General features: G+C 72.3%; 18 protein-coding genes. 7 read left to right on the top strand and 11 right to left on the bottom strand.

Translation table 11 applies throughout. The features are described from left to right. Positions 1 to 66: 66 nt before the first annotated feature. The 4 genes from ACIGXO_RS13505 to ACIGXO_RS13490 all read right to left on the bottom strand — a co-directional run bounded on the left by ACIGXO_RS13505 (position 67) and on the right by ACIGXO_RS13490 (position 3,271). Positions 67 to 492 (bottom strand): Fur family transcriptional regulator, encoded by a 426-nt coding sequence (locus ACIGXO_RS13505; protein WP_031066726.1) that lies wholly within the window; start codon positions 490 to 492, stop codon positions 67 to 69. 100 nt (positions 493 to 592) lie between these two features. Beyond that, a complete protein-coding gene (locus tag ACIGXO_RS13500; protein WP_399784850.1) occupies positions 593 to 1,492 on the bottom strand; it encodes a metal ABC transporter permease in 900 nt (299 codons plus the stop codon). A gap of 1 nt (position 1,493) precedes the next feature. Then, positions 1,494 to 2,276 (bottom strand): metal ABC transporter ATP-binding protein, encoded by a 783-nt coding sequence (locus ACIGXO_RS13495; RefSeq protein ID WP_399784847.1) that lies wholly within the window; start codon positions 2,274 to 2,276, stop codon positions 1,494 to 1,496. A gap of 26 nt (positions 2,277 to 2,302) precedes the next feature. Next, positions 2,303 to 3,271 carry a metal ABC transporter substrate-binding protein gene (locus ACIGXO_RS13490; RefSeq protein WP_399784845.1) on the bottom strand — a complete coding sequence of 323 codons (969 nt, stop codon included), beginning with the start codon at positions 3,269 to 3,271 and terminating at the stop codon, positions 2,303 to 2,305. A 144-nt stretch (positions 3,272 to 3,415) separates the two neighbouring features. On the opposite strand from ACIGXO_RS13490, the gene ACIGXO_RS13485 reads away from it, so the two are divergent. Continuing rightward, entirely contained in the window at positions 3,416 to 4,798 is a 1,383-nt protein-coding gene (locus tag ACIGXO_RS13485; RefSeq protein ID WP_399784842.1) for a glycine--tRNA ligase, read from the top strand. A 118-nt stretch (positions 4,799 to 4,916) separates the two neighbouring features. Here ACIGXO_RS13485 and ACIGXO_RS13480 read toward each other — a convergent pair whose 3' ends face one another. Then, a complete protein-coding gene (locus tag ACIGXO_RS13480; RefSeq protein WP_399784839.1) occupies positions 4,917 to 6,380 on the bottom strand; it encodes an MFS transporter in 1,464 nt (487 codons plus the stop codon). A gap of 100 nt (positions 6,381 to 6,480) precedes the next feature. On the opposite strand from ACIGXO_RS13480, the gene ACIGXO_RS13475 reads away from it, so the two are divergent. Then, positions 6,481 to 7,410 (top strand): helix-turn-helix transcriptional regulator, encoded by a 930-nt coding sequence (locus tag ACIGXO_RS13475; RefSeq protein ID WP_399784836.1) that lies wholly within the window; start codon positions 6,481 to 6,483, stop codon positions 7,408 to 7,410. On the opposite strand, the gene ACIGXO_RS13470 is transcribed toward ACIGXO_RS13475, so the two are convergent. Next, positions 7,407 to 8,864 (bottom strand): MFS transporter, encoded by a 1,458-nt coding sequence (locus tag ACIGXO_RS13470; RefSeq protein ID WP_399784833.1) that lies wholly within the window; start codon positions 8,862 to 8,864, stop codon positions 7,407 to 7,409. The genes ACIGXO_RS13475 and ACIGXO_RS13470 overlap by 4 nt on opposite strands. Before the next feature lie 157 nt (positions 8,865 to 9,021). On the opposite strand from ACIGXO_RS13470, the gene dusB reads away from it, so the two are divergent. Next, positions 9,022 to 10,161, top strand: a complete 1,140-nt coding sequence (gene dusB / locus ACIGXO_RS13465) for a tRNA dihydrouridine synthase DusB (RefSeq protein ID WP_399784830.1) — start codon at positions 9,022 to 9,024, stop codon at positions 10,159 to 10,161. 134 nt (positions 10,162 to 10,295) lie between these two features. On the opposite strand, the gene ACIGXO_RS13460 is transcribed toward dusB, so the two are convergent. Continuing rightward, a complete protein-coding gene (locus ACIGXO_RS13460; protein WP_399784827.1) occupies positions 10,296 to 11,819 on the bottom strand; it encodes an APC family permease in 1,524 nt (507 codons plus the stop codon). A 228-nt stretch (positions 11,820 to 12,047) separates the two neighbouring features. On the opposite strand from ACIGXO_RS13460, the gene ACIGXO_RS13455 reads away from it, so the two are divergent. Next, positions 12,048 to 12,620, top strand: coding sequence for a MarR family winged helix-turn-helix transcriptional regulator (locus ACIGXO_RS13455; protein WP_399784824.1), 573 nt, complete (start codon positions 12,048 to 12,050; stop codon positions 12,618 to 12,620). A gap of 352 nt (positions 12,621 to 12,972) precedes the next feature. Here ACIGXO_RS13455 and ACIGXO_RS13450 read toward each other — a convergent pair whose 3' ends face one another. From ACIGXO_RS13450 to ACIGXO_RS13440, 3 genes are all read right to left on the bottom strand, one after another. Further along, a complete protein-coding gene (locus ACIGXO_RS13450) occupies positions 12,973 to 13,752 on the bottom strand; it encodes a gamma-glutamyl-gamma-aminobutyrate hydrolase family protein (RefSeq protein ID WP_399784822.1) in 780 nt (259 codons plus the stop codon). Beyond that, positions 13,749 to 15,266, bottom strand: coding sequence for an aldehyde dehydrogenase (locus tag ACIGXO_RS13445; protein ID WP_399784819.1), 1,518 nt, complete (start codon positions 15,264 to 15,266; stop codon positions 13,749 to 13,751). Before ACIGXO_RS13445 ends, ACIGXO_RS13450 begins: the two co-directional genes overlap by 4 nt. A 62-nt stretch (positions 15,267 to 15,328) precedes the next feature. Further along, positions 15,329 to 17,077, bottom strand: a complete 1,749-nt coding sequence (locus tag ACIGXO_RS13440; RefSeq protein ID WP_399784816.1) for an amidohydrolase — start codon at positions 17,075 to 17,077, stop codon at positions 15,329 to 15,331. Between the two features lie 187 nt (positions 17,078 to 17,264). Here ACIGXO_RS13440 and ACIGXO_RS13435 point away from each other — a divergent pair, with 187 nt between their 5' ends. From ACIGXO_RS13435 to ACIGXO_RS13425, 3 genes are all read left to right on the top strand, one after another. Beyond that, positions 17,265 to 18,254 (top strand): LysR family transcriptional regulator, encoded by a 990-nt coding sequence (locus tag ACIGXO_RS13435; RefSeq protein ID WP_399784813.1) that lies wholly within the window; start codon positions 17,265 to 17,267, stop codon positions 18,252 to 18,254. Positions 18,255 to 18,368: 114 nt separating this feature from the next. Continuing rightward, entirely contained in the window at positions 18,369 to 19,454 is a 1,086-nt protein-coding gene (locus tag ACIGXO_RS13430; RefSeq protein WP_399784810.1) for an S-(hydroxymethyl)mycothiol dehydrogenase, read from the top strand. Continuing rightward, positions 19,454 to 20,083 carry an MBL fold metallo-hydrolase gene (locus ACIGXO_RS13425; RefSeq protein ID WP_399784807.1) on the top strand — a complete coding sequence of 210 codons (630 nt, stop codon included), beginning with the start codon at positions 19,454 to 19,456 and terminating at the stop codon, positions 20,081 to 20,083. The genes ACIGXO_RS13430 and ACIGXO_RS13425 overlap by 1 nt, the downstream gene beginning before the upstream one ends. Positions 20,084 to 20,172: 89 nt before the next feature. Here ACIGXO_RS13425 and ACIGXO_RS13420 read toward each other — a convergent pair whose 3' ends face one another. Then, entirely contained in the window at positions 20,173 to 21,111 is a 939-nt protein-coding gene (locus tag ACIGXO_RS13420; RefSeq protein ID WP_399784804.1) for a TIGR03619 family F420-dependent LLM class oxidoreductase, read from the bottom strand. Between the last annotated feature and the right edge of the window lie 64 nt (positions 21,112 to 21,175).

The following is a 21,175-nucleotide window of genomic DNA, read 5'->3' as shown; positions in this document are numbered from 1 at the left end:
CGCACGCAGAAGGGCCCGGCAGCCGCCTTGGCGGCAACCGGGCCCTTCGTCGTTCTCGAGGCGCCCCTAGGACGCCTGTGCGGCCTTCACGCAGTCCCCGCACGTGCCGAAGATCTCGATCGTGTGCGCGACGTCACGGAAGCCGTGCTCCGCCGCGATCTGATCGGCCCACCGCTCCACTGCCGGGCCCTCGACCTCCACGGCCTTGCCGCAGCTGCGGCAGACCAGGTGGTGATGGTGGTCGTCGGTGCTGCACCGGCGGTAGACGGCCTCGCCCTCGCTGGTGCGCAGCACGTCCACCTCGCCGGCGTCGGCCAGCGACTGCAGCGTGCGGTAGACCGTGGTGAGCCCCACCGAGTCGCCCCGGTGCTTGAGCATGTCGTGCAGTTCCTGCGCGCTGCGGAACTCGTCGACCTCGTCGAGAGCCGCGGCCACGGCGGCCCGCTGCCGCGTCGACCGGCCGCGCACCGGAGATCCCGCGCTCGTCGCCACCGTTGCCTCCCTTAGGCGTAGAACATCCCCCTGCGGAACGTCCGGCCATTGTGCCAGGTGATGACCGGAGGCCGGGTGGGACGCTTACACCGTCCCGCGACTACACCCGCACGCCGACGTCGTCGGCGGGAGGCCGCGCACCTGGTACCTCCAGGGTGCACCCCTCTTCGGCCCGCACGGCCGCCCGCGCGCGTTTTTTCGCCAGTGGCGCGGCGATCAGCGAGAAGACGGCGAAGACCGCGATGGCCAGCAGCACGATGCTCGCACCCGGCGGCACGTCCACGTAGAACGACACGGCCGTACCGGAGAGCGTGACGATCACGCCGATCGCCACCGCGATGGCGAGGGTCGCCGCGAAGCCGCGGGTGGCCTGCTGGGCGGCCGCGACCGGCACCACGAGCAGCGCGCTGACCAGCAGCAGGCCGACGGCGCGCATGGCGACGGTGACGGTGACCGCCGCGGTGACCGCGAGCAGGAGGTTCAGTACGCGGACCGGCAGGCCGGTGACGCGTGCGAACTCCTCGTCCTGGCAGATCGCGAAGAGCTGGCGGCGCAGCCCGAGCGTGATCACCAGCACGAAGGCGGCCAGGACCGCGGTGACCGTGACGTCCTCGGGGGAGACGCTGGTGATGGAGCCGAAGAGGTAGCTCGTGAGGTTCGCGGTGGAGCCGCCGGGGGCGAGGTTGATGATCATTACGCCGCCGGCCATGCCGCCGTAGAAGAGCATGGCGAGCGCGATGTCGCCGCGGGTCCTGCCGTACGACCGGACCAGCTCCATGATCACCGCGCCGATCGTGGCGACCAGCACGGCCATCCACACCGGCGAGGTGTTGAGCAGGACGCCGAGCGCGACGCCGGTGAGCGCGACGTGGCCGATGCCGTCGCCCATGATCGCCTGGCGGCGCTGCACGAGATAGATGCCGACGGCGGGCGCGGTGATGCCGACCAGGGCGGCGGCGATCAGCGCCCGCTGCATGAAGGCGTAGGTGAGGATGTCCATCTCAGGTCAGCAGTCCTGTCCGGACGGGCTCGTTCGCCGCGTCCGCGTGCGGGTGTACGTGGTCGTGGCCGGGCAGCGCGTGCTGGCCCACGGCCTCCGGGGGCGGGCCGTCGTGGACGACGCAGCCGTCCCGCAGCACCACGGCGCGGTCGATGAGCGGCTCCAGCGGGCCCAGCTCGTGCAGGACGAGCAGGACCGTGGCGCCCGCCGCGACCTGCGCGCGGAGCGTCCTGGCCAGCACCTCCTGGCTGGCGAGGTCCACGCCGGCCATCGGCTCGTCCATGATCAGCAGTTCGGGCTCGGCGACCAGCGCGCGGGCTATGAGCACGCGCTGGTGCTGGCCGCCGGAGAGCGCGCCGACCGAGTCCTTCGCGCGGTCGGCCATGCCGACCTGCTCCAGCGCCGCCATGACGGCCGCGCGGTCGGCCTTCCCCGGCCACTTCAGCTTCGTACGGGCCAGCCGGCCCGCCGCCACGACCTCGCGGACCGTGGCGGGCACCCCGCCGGCCGCGGTGGTGCGCTGCGGTACGTACCCGATGCGCGCCCAGTCCCTGAAGCGGCGTGCGGGCGTGCCGAACAGCTCCAGCTCTCCGGAGCTGAGCGGCACCTGGCCGACCACCGCCCGCACGGCGGTGGACTTGCCGGAGCCGTTGGCGCCGAGCAGCGCGACGACCTCGCCGCGCCGCACGGTCAGGTCGATGCCGCGCAGCACGGGGCGGGCGCCGAGCGCGGCGTTCGCGCCGCGCAGCGAGACGACGGCCGGGGCCTCGTCCGTACCGCTCATGGCAGCTCCTTCGGTGGGTCGGCCGGTCACTTGGCGCCCAGGGCCTTCTGCAGCGCCTTGAGGTTGGACTCCATGACGGAGAGGTAGTCGTCGCCGCGGGACTTCTTGGTGATGCCCTCGATGGGGTCGAGCACGTCCGTCTTGGCGTGTACGTCCTTGGCCAGCGTCTTGGCCATGTCGGGGCTGGTCAGCGTCTCGAAGAAGACGGTGTGCACGCCGTGCTTCTTCGCGAGCGCCTGGAGGTCCTTCACGCGGCTGCCGCTGACGTCGGTGGCCTCCGGGTCCAGGCCGCTGATGGCCTCCTCGGTGAGGCCGTAGCGCTCGGCGAGGTAGCCGAAGGCGGCGTGCGTGGTGATGAAGGTGTCCGACTTACGGTTCTTCAGCCCGTCCTTGTACTCCTGGTTCAGCTTGTCCAGCTGCTTCACCAGGGCGGCGGTGTTCTTCTCGTAGTCGGCCTTGTGCTTCGGGTCCGCCGCGGCGAGGGTCTTCCCGACGCCCTTGGCGGCCTCGGCGTACTTCACGGGGTCGAGCCAGATGTGCGGGTCGAGCCCGGACTCCTCGCCGTGCTCGTGGCCCCCGTGGCCGTGCTCTTCATGGCCGTGGCCGCCGACCTCGCTGCCGTGGCTCTCCAGGGTCGTGAAGGAGGCCGCGTCGGCGGTGTGCTTCACCCCGGACTGCTTGACGGCCTCGTCCACGGCCGGCTGGACGCCCTTGAGGTAGACGATGGCGTCGGACTCGCCGAGCTGGGCGGTCTGCTTCGGGCTGAGCTCCAGGTCGTGCGGCTCGGTGCCGGGGGCGGTGAGGCCGGTGACCGAGACGTGCTTGCCGCCGATCTTCTCGGCGAGGAACTGCATCGGGTAGAAGGACGCCGTCACGGCGAGCTTGCCGTCCTCCTTGCCCGTTGCACCGGAGGTGGAGCAGGCGGAGACGGCGAGGAGGCCCAGGACGGCGGAGCCGGCGAGGGCCACGGTGGATATCTGACGGCGTACGTTCATGACAGTCATTTTCAACTAGGCTGGAAACGATTGTCAACAAACCAGGTGAGAGGGGGACAGCGGCGGGAACCGATTTGATCCCGGGGGCATGGCCGCCGGTACCCTGAGTCATTCGCTGTTCGTCGTCGCAATGAAGAGAGCACCGTGGCCGCCGACAAGATCGACACCATCGTCAGCCTGAGCAAGCGCCGTGGCTTCGTATACCCGTGTAGCGAGATCTACGGCGGCCAGCGCGCCGCCTGGGACTACGGTCCGCTGGGAGTCGAGCTCAAGGAGAACATCAAGCGTCAGTGGTGGCGCAACATGGTCACCTCGCGCGACGACGTGGTCGGTCTCGACTCGTCGGTCATCCTCGCCTCGGAGGTCTGGGTCGCGTCGGGTCACGTCGCCACCTTCACCGACCCGCTGACCGAGTGCACCTCCTGCCACAAGCGGTTCCGCGCGGACCACCTGGAAGAGGCGTACGAGGCCAAGCACGGCCACCTGCCCGCCAACGGCCTGGCCGACCTCAACTGCCCGCACTGCGGCAACAAGGGCAGCTTCACCGAGCCCAAGCAGTTCTCCGGCCTGCTCTCCACGCACCTCGGCCCGACCCAGGACTCCGGTTCGGTCGCGTACCTCCGCCCCGAGACCGCCCAGGGCATCTTCACCAACTTCGCCCAGGTCCAGCAGACTTCGCGGAAGAAGCCCCCGTTCGGCATCGCCCAGATGGGCAAGTCCTTCCGCAACGAGATCACGCCGGGCAACTTCATCTTCCGCACCCGCGAGTTCGAGCAGATGGAGATGGAGTTCTTCGTCAAGCCGGGCGAGGACGAGCAGTGGCACGAGTACTGGATGGAGCAGCGCTGGAACTGGTACCGCGACCTGGGTCTCCGCGAGGAGAACATCCGCTGGTACGAGCACCCCGCCGAGAAGCTCTCGCACTACTCCAAGCGCACCGCTGACATCGAGTACCGCTTCCAGTTCGGCGGCTCGGAGTGGGGCGAGCTGGAGGGCGTCGCGAACCGTACGGACTACGACCTCTCCTCGCACTCCAAGGCGTCCGGCCAGGACCTGTCCTACTTCGACCAGGAGGCCGGCGAGCGGTACACCCCGTTCGTCATCGAGCCCGCGGCCGGTGTCGGCCGCGCGATGCTCGCCTTCATGCTCGACGCGTACGTCGAGGACGAGGCGCCCAACGCCAAGGGCAAGATGGAGAAGCGCACCGTCCTGCGCCTGGACCCGCGCCTGTCGCCGGTCAAGGTCGCTGTCCTTCCGCTGTCCCGGAACCCGCAGCTGTCCCCGAAGGCCAAGGGCCTCGCGGCGGACCTGCGCAAGAACTGGAACATCGAGTTCGACGACGCGGGCGCGATCGGCCGCCGCTACCGCCGCCAGGACGAGATCGGCACGCCGTTCTGCGTCACGGTCGACTTCGACACCCTCGACGACAACGCGGTGACCGTGCGCGAGCGCGACACGATGAAGCAGGAGCGCGTCTCTCTGGACCAGATCCAGTCGTACCTGGGTGGGCGTCTGCTGGGCTGCTGACGCAGCGGTTCGCCGTGGCCTCCGGGGTGGGGCTTCGGCACCGTAGCGGACGTGCCGCGCCGTTGTGGCTGCGCGCGCAGTTCCCCGCGCCCCTGAAGGGGCGCGGGGATTCGCGTTTTCAGTGCAGGGTGCGCGGGAGGCGCAGGGACAGGGCCGTCATGGCCAGCAGGCCCGTGAACTGGACGGCGAGGGCCGTCAGGAGTGCGTCGCGGGTGCCCATGGACGGGACGAGGCCCAGGTACACCGAGCCGATCACTGCCACGCCGAGCGCGAGGCAGGTCTGCTGGGCGGTGACCGAGAGGCCGCTGCCCGCGCCCGCCCGCTCCGGCGGTACCGAGGCGAGCATCACCCGGAAGTACGTCGGGAGCTGGAAGCCCTGCCCTGCGCCGATGACGGCCATCGCGGGGGCCAGGGAGACCGGGTCCAGGTCCGGCCAGCGGGTCAGGACGGTCGCCGCGAGCAGGGCCAGCCCCACCGCGTGCGCCACCGCACCGGCCGTCAGCACCCGGCTGCCCAGCCGCGGTACCAGCCGGGGCCCCCACATGGACGTGACCAGGTACGTCACGCTCATCGGCACGATGGCGGCGCCCGCCACGACGGGCGACAGCCCCAGCCCCTGCTGGAGCGCGACCGCCACCACGAACATGAAGCCGCCGAACCCGGCGAACAGCGGGACCGCCACGGCCAGCCCGCGCCGCAGCCCCGGCTCGCGCAGCAGGGACGGCGGCAGCAGCGGGGCGCCGCCGCTGCGCTCGGCCCGCCGCTCGACCACGTAGAACGCCCAGGCCAGCAGGGGCGCGGCGGCCAGCAGCAGCCAGGACCACAGCGGACCGCCGGCCGCCCGGCCCTCGGTCAGCGGCAGCAGCAGCGCGACCAGCGCGAGCGCGAAGAGCGCCGTACCGGCCCGGTCGCCGCGGGACGGCCGCGCCGCCCGGCTGTCCGGTACCGAGAACCGGCCCAGCAGCAGGATGGCCGCCACCACCGGCACGTTCACCAGGAAGATCGCGCGCCAGCCGGTGCCCAGCAGGTCGGCGGAGACCAGCAGCCCGCCGAGCAGCTGCCCGGCCACCCCGGCGACGCCGCCCGTCGCGCCGTACAGGCCCAGCGCCCGGCCGCGCCGCCCGCCGGACGTGGTCGCGTGGATGGTGGCCAGCACCTGCGGCAGCATCACCGCGGACGCCGCGCCCTGCGCGGCCCGCGCCGCCACCAGCGTCCAGGCGTCCGGCGCCAGGCCGCAGGCCAGCGAGGTGAGCCCGAAGGCGGCCGCGCCCCACAGGAAGAGCCGCCGCCTGCCGTACGTGTCGCCGAGCCGGCCGCCGAGGACGAGCAGCACGGCGTACGCCATGGCGTAGGCGGCCGCGACCATCTCCAGCACGGCGGGCCCGGCCCGCAGATCGCGTTCGATGGAGGGCAGCGCGACGTTCACGATGAAGAAGTCGGTCATGGGCAGCGCGGCGCCCAGGAGGAGGGTGGCGAGGCCGAGACCGGTCAGCCGGGCGTCGGAGGCCGTCCCGCCGCGGCCCGGAGCCGGGGTCTCCGGCCTCGTCGGAGGAGTCGGTTGAGGTGTCGTCGTGGTGCTCACACTGCGAGAATCCGGCAGCGCCCAGCCGGGTACCAGAGTCTGCTCATCCTGGTACCGGCACTACCTGGCAACCGGCTCGGCGGTGCGTCACCCTGGGAGCATGACCGTCACCACCCTCCCCGCGCCGCCCGCCCGCGACGCCGCCCGGGTCCGCCGGCACGAGCTGGCCGCGTTCCTCCGCAGCCGCCGCGAACGCATCACGCCCGAGCGGGTCGGCCTGCCGCGCGGCCCGCGGCGGCGCACCCCCGGGCTGCGCCGCGAAGAGGTCGCGCAGCTCGCCGCGGTCGGGGTCACTTGGTACACCTGGCTCGAACAGGCCCGGGACATCCATGTCTCGGCACAGGTGCTGGACTCCGTGGCACGGGCGCTGCTCTTCGACGCCAGCGAGCGCGCGCACCTCTTCGCGCTCGCCGACGCGGTCGACCCGGCGCCCGGCGGCGAGTGCGCGGTGGTCTCGCCGGAGCTGCGGCAGGTGCTGACGCAGCTGGAGCCGTTCCCGGCCTGCGTGCAGAACCGGCGGTACGACATCCTCGCGTACAACCGCACCTACGGGCGGCTGCTGACCGACCTCGACGCGCTGGAACCGCAGGACCGCAACTGCCTGTGGCTCACCTTCACGCATCCCGAGTGGCGGGCCGCCGTGCCCGACCTCGAGAAGACGCTGGGCCAGATGACGGCCCGCTTCCGCGCCGCGATGGCCGAGCACGTCGCGGAGCCCGCCTGGAAGGCGCTGCTCAAGCGGCTGCAGCGGGCCTCGCCGGAGTTCCGCGAGCTCTGGGACCGGCACGAGGTGCTGTGCGCCCGCGCGAAGACCAAGACCTTCGAGAACCCGGAGGTCGGGCTGGTGCGGGTGGCCAACACCCCGCTGTACGTCGGCGCGCGGGAGGGCATCCGGGTGACGGTGTACTCGCCGCGGGACGAGGCGTCGCGGGAACGGCTGGAGCGGTTGAGGGAGCTGGCGGTGGCGGCGGAGGAGAGGAAGGCCGCGGAGAGGAAGGCTGCGGAGAGCGCCGAGGCCGTCGCGAGCTAGTTCTGCCGGCAGCCGGCCGGCCGGCTGTTCGACGGGGCTTGCTCCAGCTGATGGGCCGCGCGGCGGGCCGTCTCCCGGGCCCAGCGGCCGCTGGTGAGCGCGCCGACGAGGAGGACGGCCAGGCCGCAGCCGGTGATGATCCACCAGGCCGGGCGGCCGGCGGCGGCGAACCGGTCGTCGGACGCGGCGGCCCCCGCACCGCTCGCCAGCACCGCGCCGATCACGGCCACGCCCAGCGACTGGCCCACCTGGCGGCTGGTGGAGGCCACCGCGGCGGCGACCCCGGCCTGCGCGCGCGGCATCCCGGACACCGCGGTGTTGGTGATCGGCGCGTTGACCAGGCCGAAGCCGATGCCGAAGAGCACGTAACCGGTGAAGAGCAGCGGCGTACTGGTCTCCGCCTCGAAAGCGGCGAAGAGCACGCCGCTGAGCACCATGCCGGTACCGGCGAGCAGCAGCGGCAGCCGTGGCCCGCGGGCGCCGACCAGCCGCCCGGACAGCGGCGCGAAGATCAGCGTCATGGCCGCCATCGGCAGCATGTACAGGCCCGCCGCGAGCGCCGAGAGGCCGCGGATGTCCTGGAGATAGAGCGTGTTGACGAAGAGGAAGCCGCCGAGCGCGGCGAACGCGCTCACGGCGATGACCGTGGCGCCGCTGAACGGCGCGCTGCGGAAGAAGCGCAGCTCGATCAGCGGCTCGGTGCGCCGCCGCTCGTAGCCGATCAGCCCGGCGAGGGACAGCACGGCGAGCGCGGAGCAGCCCATGATCAGCGGCGAGCTCCAGCCCGCTTCGGGCGCCTCGATGATCGCGTACGTCAGCGCGCCGAGCAGCAGGATGACCAGGATCTGGCCCACCGGGTCGGGGCGGCGCGGGTGGGGCGCGCGGGAGTGCGGGACGTAGCGGATGGTCAGGAAGAGCGCGAGCAGCCCGATGGGTACGTTGATCCAGAAGATCGCCCGCCAGTCGACGGCCTCCACGAGCAGCCCGCCGACCACCGGTCCCGCGGCCATGCTCAGGCCGACCACGCCGCCCCACACGCCGATCGCCCGCGCCCGTTCGCGCGGCTCGGTGAAGGTGTTGGTGATGATCGACATCGCGACGGGGTTGAGCATCGAGCCGCCCACCGCCTGCACCATCCGGAACGCCACCAGCCACGGCAGGCTCGGCGCGAGGCTGCACAGCAGCGAGCCGAGGGTGAAGACGATGAGGCCGGCCTGGAAGACCCGGCGGCGGCCGAGCCGGTCCGCCGTGGAACCGGCCAGCATCAGCAGCGACGCCAGGACGAGCGTGTAGGCGTCGATGGTCCACTGCATGCCGGACACGGAGGCGTGCAGGTCGCGGCGGAGGGAGGGCAGGGCGACGTTGAGGACGGTGTTGTCCAGGCTGACGATCAGCAGGCTCATGCAGCAGATCGCCAGCACGAGCATGCGTCGCCGGTGGGTGAGCTCGGGCATAATTGAACGCTACAACGATTCCCCGGACCGGGCTCCCGAGATGCGGGCGGCGGGCCCGCCGCAGCCGTTGCGGCCGTTGCCGACCGCCCCGCTCCGCACGTGCGCGACAATGGGAAGCCGCACCCGCCCCCGTACCCGTCGAAGGAACCCGCTTCAGATGTCCTCGCTGCAGATCGGCCCGCACAGCGTGCAGCCCCCCGTGGTCCTCGCGCCGATGGCCGGGATCACCAACGCGCCCTTCCGGACCCTGTGCCGGGAGTTCTCGGGCGGCAAGGGCCTCTTCGTCAGCGAGATGATCACCACGCGGGCGCTGGTCGAGCGCAACGAGAAGACCATGCAGCTGATCCACTTCGACGCGAGCGAGAAGCCGCGCTCGATCCAGCTGTACGGCGTCGACCCGGACACCGTCGGCAAGGCCGTCCGCATGATCGCGGAAGAGGACCTGGCCGACCACATCGACCTGAACTTCGGCTGCCCGGTCCCCAAGGTGACGCGCAAGGGCGGCGGCTCGGCCCTCCCGTACAAGCGCAACCTGCTGCGCTCGATCCTGCGCGAGGCGGTCGGCAACGCCGGCTCGCTGCCCGTCACGATCAAGATGCGCAAGGGCATCGACGACGACCACATGACCTACCTCGACGCCGGCCGGATCGCCGTCGAGGAGGGCGTCACCGCCGTCGCGCTGCACGGCCGCACCGCCGCCCAGCACTACGGCGGCACCGCCGACTGGGACGCCATCGCGCGCCTGAAGGAACACGTCGGCGCGGTCAGCGACATCCCCGTGCTCGGCAACGGCGACATCTGGTCCGCGGACGACGCGCTGCGGATGGTGCGCGAGACCGGCTGCGACGGCGTCGTCGTGGGGCGCGGCTGCCTGGGCCGCCCCTGGCTCTTCGCCGACCTCGTGGCCGCCTTCGAGGGGCGTACGGAGGACTACGCGCGCCCCGCGATGAAGGAGGTCGCGGACATCATGGTGCGCCACGCGACGCTCCTCGGCGAGTGGCTGGGCGACGAGGCGCGCGGCGTGATCGACTTCCGCAAGCACGTCGCCTGGTACACCAAGGGCTTCTCGGTCGGCTCCGAGATGCGCCGCAAGCTCGCGGTCTCCTCCTCGCTCGAAGAGCTGGCGGAGCACCTCTCCGCGCTGGACCTCGACCAGCCCTGGCCGGCCGGCGCCGACGGCCCGCGCGGCCGCACCTCGGGCCGCAACAAGGTCGTCCTCCCGGACGGCTGGCTGGACGACCCGTACGACTGCGCGGGCGTCAGCGCGGACGCGGAACTGGACACGTCGGGCGGCTGACGGGCCCGGCCGGGCCGCTTGTCCACGACGAGCGCTGAGGGGGCGTCGTTCATGACGAGTGCTCAGGGTGTGTCGTTCACGACGAATGCTGCCGTCCGTGACGAGTAGTCAGGGGCGTCGTCCATGACGAGTACTCAGGAGGCGTTGGCGTCGTCCGTGGCGCAGGTGCCGATCGCCGCGTACGTGGCGGGGTGGGCCGCCCGCAGGTAGCGGGCCCAGGCGACGCCCAGTACGGCGGCCACGAGGACCAGGCAGGGCAGGACCCAGCGCAGCGGATTGCCGGGGCCGACGCCGAGCTGGACGCTGAACGTGGTGAGCGCGAGGTAGAAGATCACGGCGAGCGCCACGGCCGAGAGCCCGGGGGCGATCAGCCGCTGCCAGACTCCCTCGTCCGTACGGCCGCCGCCGCGCCCCTCGTCCGTACCGCGGCCACGGCTTCCCCGGCGCGCGAAGTAACAGATCACCGCCACCGACGTGACGAGCAGCAGCAGGATGACGCCCAGCGCGCCGAGGTTGGTGAGCCAGGTGAAGACGTCGTCCACCGGGTCGCGTCCGGCGAGCGCGAAGAGGGCGGTCACGGCCACGGTCACCGCGGTCTGTACGAGTGAGCCGCGCGCGGGGGAGGCGTACCGGGGGTGCAGTGCGCCGAGTGCGCGCGGCAGTACGCCCTCCCGGCCCAGGGAACGCACGTACCGGGCCACCGCGTTGTGGAAGGAGAGCAGCGCGGCGACCAGGGAGGTGATCAGGAAGAGTTGTGCCAGGTCGGAGAAGAGCGGGCCGAGGCTCTCCGCGCCGAGCGCGAACATCATCTCCGGGCCGTGCGCGGCGGCGTAGCGCACCGCGTGCCCGGCCCCGGCGCCGCTGATCATCGCCCAGGCGGTGACGGCGTAGAAGAGGCCGATGATCGCGACCGCGGTGTAGGTCGCGCGCCCGACGGTCCGCCGTGGGTCCTTGCACTCCTCGCCGTACAGCGCCGCCGATTCAAAGCCCATGAAGGCGGCGAAGATGCAGCACAGGGCGACGCCGAGCGCGCCGTCGGTGGCCGCGTGCCAGCTCAGCGGGGCGAGCGAGACGCCTTGCGGGGCGTGCCCGAAGGCCGCGACGTCGAAGACCAGCACGGTCCCGGACTCGATCACGATCAGTACGGCGAGTACCTTCACGCCCACGTCGATCCGCCGGTAGCCCAGCGCGCCGACCAGCGCCGTCGCGGCCAGCACCAGTGTCCACCAGGGAATGTCCAGGCCGGTGCGGGCCGCGAGGAAGTCGGCGGTGGTGGCGCCGAAGAGCCCGGCGATGCCGACCTGCATGGCGTTGTAGGAGACCAGCGCGACGAAGGCGGCGGCGACGCCCGCGGTGCGGCCGATGCCGTGCGCCGCGTAGGCGTAGAAGGCGCCGGCGCCGGTGATGTGCCGGCTCATCGCGGCGTAGCCCGCGCTGAAGACCGCCAGCAGGACCGCGATCAACAGGTAGAGCAGCGGGATGCCGAGGACGCCGGTGACGCCGAGGGACTGCGGGATGCCGCCGGCCGCTACGGTGAGCGGCGCCGAGGCGGCGATGATGAAGAAGACGATGCCGGGAACGCCGATGCGGGGCGCGGGGGTCGCGGGCGGTGCCGCGCCCGACGGGCGGGCTGCGGGAGCGCGTGGGTCGATGGCCATGCCAGGCTCCTGGGGCGGGGGATGATGGGGCACGAGCGCGCGGCGCGGGCGTACGGGCGAGCGGCGCGGGCGTACGGGCGAGCGGCCGGGAGTCGCCGCCGCGATATCGTTTGAGCCCGTATGGATTTCGGTGCGGCAGATCGTACGACCACAAACGACCCCCGGCAAGGGTCCGGGCGGGTTCGCAGGAAGGTGTGGGGAGATGCGGGAGATGCGGGAGCGGCTGTGGTGACCGGTCACCGTTCCATCGGGGACACGGAGAAGGCGGTACAGGCCAAGCTCGGCGAGACGCCCATCCGGCACGCGCAGATGGCGGCGGTGGGCAACATCTACCGCGCCGCCGCCGCGGTCCGGCAGCACTTCGAGAACTCGGTGCTGCGCGGCGCCGAGCTGACCTGGACCTCCTTCGTGGTGCTGTGGGTGGTGTGGATCTGGGGCGAGATGGAGACCCGGCGGGTCGCCGAGGAGGCCGGCATCTCCAAGGGCACGCTCACCGGCGTCGCCCGCACGCTCCAGGGCCGCGGCCTGATGGAACGCAGCGGCCACCCGACCGACGGCCGGCTCGCGCTGCTCTCCCTCACCCCGGCGGGCGAGGAGCTGATGGCGGAGCTCTTCCCGCAGTTCAACGCCGAGGAGGCATTCGTCACCGACGACCTCACCGACACCGAGGCCCGCCAACTCGCCGACCTCCTCCGCCGCATCGTCGTCCGAGTGGAAACGGACGGCGAACAGCGCCGGTTGGACCTACTGGGAGGCGCGGACCCACGGCCGCGGAGGAGTGGGCGGCGGGCGCGGGGGTGACCCGGTAGCGCCCGCGGGGCTGGCCCGGCAACCCCGCGGGGCTGTCCCGGCAACCCCCGTGGGGCTGGCCCGGCAACCCCCGTGGGGCTGACCCGGCGTCCCCCGTGGATCCGACCCCGCAAGCCCCGCGGGCCTGGCCTCACACCCCCCGCCTGCCTGACCCCACAACCCCCGCGGGGGCCCTCCCCCCTCCCCCCGGAGTAGTCACTTCGTGTGCGTCGGTCGGAAGGGCCCCTGCAACGGCCCGTCTAACAGCCCCCTGCAACAGCCCGTCCAACAGCCCCCTGTAACGGCCGCTGCAACGGCCCCCTGCAGCGGCCCGCCGGCGACTCTCCGTGACTACGTTTCGAGATTAGGGCACGGCGTTCTCATCCCGCTCGGGCTGTGGATAACTCGGACTCGACTGCCTCACCAGCGTGTCGAACAACCCCTGTTGGGCCGGGTCCTTCGCTGCCGTGTCCTCCGGGTGCCACTGCACTGCAACGAACCAGCCCGCCCCGTCCGGCAGTTCCAGCGCCTCGACCGTGCCGTCGGCGGCCCGGCCGGTCACCGTGAGCCCGGCGCCCAGCCGGTCCACGCACTGGTGGTGGAAGCAGGACGCGTCCACCCGCTCCGTACCGGCCGCGCGCGCCACGGCCGACCCGCTCTCCAGCCGTACGGGATGCACGACGTGCCGGTGCTCGCGGTCCGGCCCGCCCATGTCCTGCCGCAGCGTGCCGCCCAGCGCGACGTTCACGACCTGCAGTCCGCGGCAGACGGCGAGCGTGGGCAGCCCTGCCCCCAGCGCGTACCGGGCCACCGCCAGGTCGAACGCGTCCTGCTCCTCGTCCACGTCGTACACGCTCTCGTGCACGGCCGCCTCCGCCGTCGCGTACAGCCGCGGCGTCAGATCCCCGCCGCCCGGCAGCAGCACCCCGTCGCAGCGCGCCAGCCGATCCGCGACCTCCGCCTCGTCCACCCGCCCCTCGGGTGCGTACGGATGCATCATGAACGGCTCACCACCGGCCCGCAGTACGGTGTCGGCCAGCGCCCGCGCGGTGACCACGGCTTCGTACCGCAGCGCGGACGTCGTGGCGGAGAACCGCTGCGGCAGCGCGATCAGCGGACGCGTACGGGTGGTCGAGTTATTCACAACTGAATCCAAGTGGTCTTGAGTTCGGTGTACTTCTCCAGCGCGTGCGCGGACTTGTCGCGGCCGTTGCCGGACTGCTTGTAGCCGCCGAAGGGGACGGTCAGATCGCCCTCCTCGTAGCAGTTGACCCAGACCGTGCCGGCGCGCAGGGCGCGCGAGACGGTGTGCGCGGTGCGGAGATCGCCGGTCCACAGCCCGGCCGCCAAGCCGTACTCGGTGTCATTGGCCAGCGCCACCGCCTCCTCGACGGTGTCGAAGGTCAGCACGGACAGCACCGGCCCGAAGACCTCCTCGCGGGTGAGCGCCATGTCCGGGGTGACCCGGTCGAAGACGGTGGGCCGGAGGTACGTACCGCCGGGCACGGGCGCCGGGTCGAGCGGCTCGCCGCCGGTACGGAGCCGGGCCCCGGCCGCGCGCCCCGCCTCGACGTGCCCGCGTACGGCGTCCATCCGGGCGGCCCCCGCCAGCGCCCCCATCTCGGTCGCCGGATCCAGCGGATCGCCGATCCGCAGCGCTTCGGCACGCGCGACCACCGCGTCCGTCACCCGCTCCGCGACCGAGGAGTGCACGAGCAGCCGGGACGGCGCGGTGCACATCTCGCCCTGGTTGAAGAAGATCCCCCAGGCGGCGGTGGCGGCGGCCGCGTCCAGATCCGGCGCGTCGGGCAGCACGATGTTGGGGGACTTGCCGCCCAGCTCCAGCCAGACCCGCTTGAGGTTGGAGTCGGCGGCGTACCGCAGGTAGTGGCGGCCGACGGCGGTGGAGCCGGTGAAGGCGAGCACGTCGACGTCCGGGTGCAGGCCGAGCGCGCGGCCGGCGGTCGGCCCGTCGCCCGCGACGACGTTGAGCACGCCGCCCGGCACCCCCGCCTCCGCCATGGCCTCGTCGACGAGCCGCCCCAGCAGCAGGGCGGAGAGCGGAGTCAGCTCGGAGGGCTTGAGCACGACGGCGCAGCCGGCGGCCAGCGCCGGGGCGATCTTCCAGGCGGCGAGCGTGAGCGGAAAGTTCCACGGCACGACCGCCCCGACCACCCCGGCCGGCTCCCGCGTGACCAGCGCCAGCGCACCGGGATCGGTGTGCGGCACTTCATCGCGCAGCTTGTCCGCGAGCTGCCCGTACCACCGGAAAGTCCCTGCCACGGCCCGCAGTTCGATCCCGTACGACTCGGCGATCGGCTTACCGTTCTCCAACGAGATCAGCGCCGCGATCTCGGAGCGGTGCTCTTCGACGAGATCGGCAATCCGCAGCAGGGCGCGCCCCCGCTCGGCCGGGGCGAGACGCGGCCAAGGTCCGGAGTCGAACGCCCGCCGCGCCGCGGCAACGGCGAGATCCACCTCCTTCTCCCCGGCGTCGGCGACCTCGGCGAGCGCCGCACCGTCCCGCGGCGAGACCACATCGAACACGGCCCCCGACCCGTCCTCCTCCCGCCCCGCGATCCGATGCCGCCCCGGCGGCACGATCCCCTCGGCGACCCGTACCCAGTCCGCATGACTGCTGTCGAGCGTGGGCCCCATCACGGCCTCCTTGTCTGCGTTGCTTGTCTGAGTTGTTTGTCCGTTGGTGCGCCGCGCCCCGGTCAGCGGGTGTCGTGGACGATCTCGCCGTCGAAGATGGTCATGGTGACCGGGAGGGACGGGATGTCTTCCGGGGGTGTGTGGAGGAGGTCGCCGGCGAGGACGCAGAGGTCGGCGGTTTTGCCGGGGGTCACGGTGCCTTTCCAGGACTCGGCGAAGTCTTGGCGGGTGGCGTGGGTGGTGTAGGCGCGGAGGGCGGTTTGGAGGTCCACGCACTGGTCGGGGCCGCTGGGGCGGCCGGTGGCCTTGGAGCGGCGGAGGAGCATGGAGGAGACGCCGGCGCGCCAGTTCGGGTAGGTGATGGGGGCGTCGGAGCTGGCGGTGACCGGGATGCCGGCGTCCACCGCGCTGCGTACCGGCCATTGGTACGCCGAGCGTTCGGGGCCGACGATGCCGTCCATCAGGTCGGCGATGGTGTCCTTGACGCCGGGGTTCATGTTGGCGCCCCAGCCGTGTTTCGCCAGGGTGGCCAGGGCGCGGGGTGAGGCGAAGTCGCCGTGGATGATGTAGTGCCGGGCGTCCGGGCGCGGGTGGTCGAGCTGGGCGGCGGCGAAGGCGTCCACGACGGCGTCGATGCCGGCGTCGCCGGTGATGTGGACGCCGAGTTGGTGACCTGTGGCGTGGACGTGACGGATGATCGCGTTGAGTTCGTCGACGCGTTGGGTGTGGGTGCGGCCGTGCAGGCAGAGGCTGCCGTGGCCGCCGCCGTTCGCGTACTCCTCGGACATCCAGGCCGTACGGCTGGGCGGTACCCCGTCGGCGAAGAGCTTGACGCCGAGGACGGAGAGAAGACGGGGGTCGGCGCCGTCGCAGAGTCCTTCGAGGGCGGCCAGACGGTCGGGGAGACCGGCGGCCGCGCCGCCCATTTCGAGGGGGAGGAGCAGGACGCTGACGCGGGCGCGGAGTTGGCCCTCGCGCGCCATTCGCGCGTACACCTTCAGCGTGGCGGTGTCGGCGGAGCCGAGGAAGAGGCTCTTGCCGCCGGGCCCGAGCCCCGGCTCGGTGAAGCTGGTGATGCCCTCGGCGTGGCAGACGTCGATCGCGGCCCGGATCGCGGCCTCGCGCGCCGCCTCGGTCATGGCCGGGATGACGGTGTTGACCAGCTCCTGGGCGCTCTCGCGGAGGATGCCGGTGGGGGCGCCGTCGGCCCGCCGCTCGATGATGCCGCCGGGTGGCGCGTCGGTGTCCGGCGTGATGCCCGCCGCCTCCAGGGCGCGGGAGTTGAGCCAGGCGGTGTGCCCGGAGAACTCGTACAGGAGGACCGGGTGGTCGGGGGAGACCTCGTCCAGGTCCCAGCGGGTGGGCGTGCGGGCGCTGTCCTTGCGGCACTCGTCGAGGTACCCGATGTCCCAGCCGTTGCCGAAGATCCAGGTCCCGGGCGGCTGCCGGTCCGCCTGGGCGCGTACGGCCGCGCGAATGTCCGCGATCGAGGAGACGGTGGGGGACGAGACGTCCACGGCGAGCGGCGGGCGGGTGGCGCCGAACGCGCAGGCGTGCAGGTGCGAGTCGTTGATGCCGGGGAGGACGGTGCCGCCGGCGAGGTCGACGACCTCCGTGCGCGGGCCGATGAGCGGGCGCAGCTCGGAGGTGGTCCCGGTGGCGGCGATGCGGCCGCCGCGCACGGCGACCGCCTCGGCCGTACGGAACGCGGCGTCGAGGGTGAGGGCGTGGCCGTTGAGGAGGACGAGGTCGGCGGGAGCAGTGGGATCAATGGGAGTACTGGGAGTGGCGGGAGCAGCGGGATCTGGCATGGCGGCCCCTTAGGGACGGTGAGTACGGAGACCGGCAGCGGCTGGTAGTCGTTTGGGGTCAAACTTAATGTGGAGGTGCGGGGACGGCGCAAGAGGGCGGGGGATTTTCGTGGGGCGTTGAGTGTCGTACGCTGCGTCATACGCAACCCGTTTCGCGATGAGGTCCCAGCATCTACAGTGCTTAATCGTGGAACTCAGGCACCTGGAACACTTCGTCGCCGTCTCCGAAGAGCAGCACTTCACACGCGCCGCCGAACGGCTGCACATCGCCCAGTCCGGCCTCTCCGCCTCCGTACGCGCCCTGGAGCGCGAGCTCGGCGCCGACCTCTTCGCCCGCACCACCCGCCGCGTCCAGCTCACCGCCGCGGGCCGGGCCTTCCTCGTGGAGGCGCGCCGCACGCTGGCCGGAGCCGCCGCGGCGCGGGAGGCGGTCGCGGCCGTACGCGGCCTGTTCACCGGCACCCTCGCCGTCGGTACCGAGCAGTGCATGGGCATCATCGACCCCGTCTCGCTCCTGGCCGACCTGCGCGGACGCCACCCCGGCGTCGAGGTCCACATGGTCCAGTCCGGCTCGGCGCACCTGCTGGGGGAGGTCCGCCGCGGCGCCCTGGACCTGGCGTTCGTCGTGTACGAAGGGCACGAGGAGGGCGTGCGCATCCGGCCCGTGGCGACCGAGCCGATGATGCTGCTGTGCCGCCCGGACCACCCGCTCGTCCCCAGCGGCGAGCCGCGCGCGGCGTACGGCGGTGAACCGCCCGCAACGTACGGCGGCGAGCCGCCCGCGGCGTACGGTGGCGAACCGCTCGCCCCGCAAGCGCTGGCCGGCGAGGTCTTCGTCGACCTGCACCGCGACTGGGGCGCCCGGCGGGCCGCCGACGCGCTGTTCGCCGCCGCGGGCACGCGCCGCACGGTGGCGATGGAGGTCAACGACGTCTACACGCTCCTCGACCTGGTCGCGCGGGGGATGGGCGTCGCGGTGGTGCCCCGCCCGGTCACGCACAAGGACCAGGCGCGCGGACTCGCCGCGGTACCGCTCGCCGCCGACACGGTGTGGAATGTGGGCATCGCCGTGCCCCGCAGCGGCCGGCTCTCGCCCGCGGCCCAGGCGCTGCTGGCCTCCATCGAGCACCAGCCCGCCATGGAGCATCATCCGTCTATTGAGCACAGTCAGCGATGAATGTGATCAGAACTGGATGTTGGACGCGGTGCCCGCGCGAGCGCGAGGGTGTCCCGTGGGCGGGCCGGACAGGAGATCCCGTCCCATGATCTGACGTGGCGAAAGGCTGCTCCCATGGCGCAGGAAGTACGCGGAGTCATCGCACCGGGGAAGAACGAGCCGGTACGAGTGGAGACCATCGTGATCCCGGATCCCGGCCCGGGTGAGGCGGTCGTGCAGATCCAGGCGTGCGGTGTGTGCCATACGGACCTGCACTACAAGCAGGGCGGCATCAACGACGAGTTCCCGTTCCTGCTGGGGCACGAGGCCGCTGGCGTCGTGGAGTCGGTGGGCGAGGGCGTGACGGACGTGGCGCCGGGCGACTTTGTCATTCTGAACTGGCGTGCGGTGTGCGGGCAGTGTCGGGCGTGTCTGCGGGGGCGTCCGCAGTACTGCTTCGACACGCACAATGCCAAGCAGAAGATGACGCTGACGGACGGTACGGAGCTGTCGCCCGCCCTCGGTATCGGTGCGTTCGCGGAGAAGACGCTGGTGGCGGCGGGGCAGTGCACGAAGGTCGACCCGAGTGTCTCGCCCGCCGTGGCGGGGCTGCTCGGCTGCGGCGTGATGGCCGGCGTCGGCGCGGCGATCAACACGGGCAACGTCGGGCGGGGCGACTCGGTTGCCGTGATCGGCTGCGGTGGTGTCGGTGACGCGGCGATCGCCGGGGCCCGGCTCGCCGGCGCCGCGAAGATCATCGCGGTGGACATCGACGACCGGAAGCTGGCGACCGCCGAGGCGATCGGCGCCACGCACACCGTGAACTCCAAGGCCGTGGACGCGGTCGAGGCGATCCGCGAGCTGACCGGTGGGTTCGGTGCGGATGTCGTCATCGAGGCGGTCGGCCGTCCGGAGACGTACAAGCAGGCGTTCTACGCCCGCGATCTGGCGGGCACGGTGGTTCTGGTGGGCGTGCCGACGCCGGAGATGACGCTGGAGCTGCCGCTGCTGGACGTCTTCGGCCGCGGCGGGGCCCTCAAGTCGTCCTGGTACGGAGACTGCCTGCCGTCGCGTGACTTCCCGATGCTGGTCGACCTGCACCAGCAGGGCCGGATCGACCTCGGCGCGTTCGTGACCGAGACGATCGGCATCGAGGACGTCGAGAAGGCGTTCGACCGGATGCACGAAGGCGACGTGCTGCGCTCGGTGGTGGTGCTGTGATGGCGGCCCGCATCGATCACCTGGTCACCTCCGGGACGTTCTCCCTCGACGGCGGTACCTGGGACGTCGACAACAACGTGTGGATCATCGGGGACGACAACGAAGCAGTCGTCATCGACGCCGCGCACGACGCCGAGGCCATCCTGCGCGCCGTCGGGGACCGCCGGCTGCTGGCGATCATCTCCACGCACGCGCACAACGACCACATCGACGCCGCGCCGGAACTCGCGGACCGGGCCGCCTCCCCGGTCCTGCTGCACCCGGACGACTGGCCGCTGTGGAAGCTGACCCACCCCGAGCGGCTGCCGGACGGCGAGCTGGAGGACGGGCAGGTCTTCACGGTCGCCGGTACGGAGCTGACCGTGCTGCACACGCCGGGGCACGCGCCCGGCGCGGTGTGCCTGTACGCGCCGGCGCTGGGGGCCGTGTTCACCGGGGACACCCTGTTCGCGGGCGGCCCCGGCGCGACCGGCCGGTCGTTCTCGGACTTCCCGACCATCGTCGAGTCCATCAAGGAACGGCTGCTCAGCCTGCCGCCGGAGACCAAGGTGTTCACCGGCCACGGCGACAGCACCACCATCGGGGACGAGGCGCCGCACCTGGAGGAGTGGATCGCCCGCGGCCACTGAGCCGCCGCACCACCTGCTGGGGACCGGCACGGCCCCCAGCAGGACCCCGCGCAGTACGCCCTCTTTCGTACGCCCTCTTCGTACGCCCCTCAGGACGTCAGCCGCGCCACCCGCCGCATCACCTCGCGGCAGAAGCGGCCGACGTCCTGCGGGTCGTCGGTGAACTGCGACGGTTTGACGCAGAACGTGCCGAAGCCCTGCGCCAGCTGCTCCGGCACGCTCTCCAGCGCGCGGCCCAGGTCCGCGACCGCGTCCGGGCCGGGGAAGGCCGCCCGCGTACCGCCGACCAGCTCCAGCTCGTCCATCGAGCGGCCGGCCTCCGCCATCGCCGCGCGCAGCTTCTCCAGTTCCCCGGGGGCCGGCCGGCCCAGCGGGTTGAAGCCGTGGCCGTAACGGACCAGGCGGCGCAGCAGCGGGCCGTGCAGCGAGCCGCCCCCGAACCACAGCTCCGGGCCGCCGGGCCGGTACGGCTTGGGCTCCAGGTGGACGTCCGAGAAGGCGTAGTGCTCACCCTTGAAGGTGGCGGGGGAGGGCTGCCACAGCCGTTCCCACGCGGCCAGGTGCTCGTCCAGCAGCCTGCCGCGCTTCTCGAACGGCACGTCCAGCGCCGCGTACTCGTCGCGGCTCCAGCTCACCGTCGGCAGGACGACCAGCCGCCCCTCGCTGAGCAGGTCCAGCGTGGCCAGCTCCTTGGCGAGGACGAGCGGGTGGCGCAGCGGCGCCAGGATCGCGCCGGCGACCAGGCGCAGCCGCTCGGTGACCGCGGCGATGGCGCTGAGCAGGACGACCGAGTTGGGCCAGGGGGTGTGCGGGTCCTGGTTGCCCGGGAGGGCGTACTCGCGCGGGTTGGGCATGACGCCCCGCGCGCCGGAGTCCGGGCCGAGGACGAGGTGCTCGCTGAGCATGACCGAGTCAAAGCCCGCGTCCTCCGCCTCGCGGGCCCAGCGGACCAGCGCCGCCAGGTCGCAGCGGCCGCCGGTCATGGTCCAGTTCTCGCTGAGGACGAGCAGCATGCGGGGGGACGGCATGGGGCCTCCAGGTCATTGACGAGGGCTCTCGGGTGAGGTGCCGACCGACGGTATTGTTTGATGC

Origin of the sequence: Streptomyces sp. NPDC053542, assembly GCF_044544685.1 — a bacterium.
GTDB lineage: Bacteria > Actinomycetota > Actinomycetes > Streptomycetales > Streptomycetaceae > Streptomyces.
Note: the sequence above shows the minus strand (reverse complement) of the source record. Positions and strands in the feature narration are given on the sequence as shown.

What these genes read in the sequence shown, in the direction of transcription:
- ACIGXO_RS13500 (WP_399784850.1), bottom strand. Translation starts at nt 1,492, where the DNA reads ATGGACATCCTCACCTACGCCTTCATGCAGCGGGCGCTGATCGCCGCC.
- ACIGXO_RS13495 (WP_399784847.1), bottom strand. Translation starts at nt 2,276, where the DNA reads ATGAGCGGTACGGACGAGGCCCCGGCCGTCGTCTCGCTGCGCGGCGCG.
- ACIGXO_RS13490 (WP_399784845.1), bottom strand. Translation starts at nt 3,271, where the DNA reads ATGAACGTACGCCGTCAGATATCCACCGTGGCCCTCGCCGGCTCCGCC.
- ACIGXO_RS13475 (WP_399784836.1), top strand. Translation starts at nt 6,481, where the DNA reads ATGACCGTCACCACCCTCCCCGCGCCGCCCGCCCGCGACGCCGCCCGG.
- ACIGXO_RS13470 (WP_399784833.1), bottom strand. Translation starts at nt 8,864, where the DNA reads ATGCCCGAGCTCACCCACCGGCGACGCATGCTCGTGCTGGCGATCTGC.
- dusB (WP_399784830.1), top strand. Translation starts at nt 9,022, where the DNA reads ATGTCCTCGCTGCAGATCGGCCCGCACAGCGTGCAGCCCCCCGTGGTC.
- ACIGXO_RS13460 (WP_399784827.1), bottom strand. Translation starts at nt 11,819, where the DNA reads ATGGCCATCGACCCACGCGCTCCCGCAGCCCGCCCGTCGGGCGCGGCA.
- ACIGXO_RS13445 (WP_399784819.1), bottom strand. Translation starts at nt 15,266, where the DNA reads ATGGGGCCCACGCTCGACAGCAGTCATGCGGACTGGGTACGGGTCGCC.
- ACIGXO_RS13440 (WP_399784816.1), bottom strand. Translation starts at nt 17,077, where the DNA reads ATGCCAGATCCCGCTGCTCCCGCCACTCCCAGTACTCCCATTGATCCC.
- ACIGXO_RS13430 (WP_399784810.1), top strand. Translation starts at nt 18,369, where the DNA reads ATGGCGCAGGAAGTACGCGGAGTCATCGCACCGGGGAAGAACGAGCCG.
- ACIGXO_RS13425 (WP_399784807.1), top strand. Translation starts at nt 19,454, where the DNA reads ATGGCGGCCCGCATCGATCACCTGGTCACCTCCGGGACGTTCTCCCTC.
- ACIGXO_RS13420 (WP_399784804.1), bottom strand. Translation starts at nt 21,111, where the DNA reads ATGCCGTCCCCCCGCATGCTGCTCGTCCTCAGCGAGAACTGGACCATG.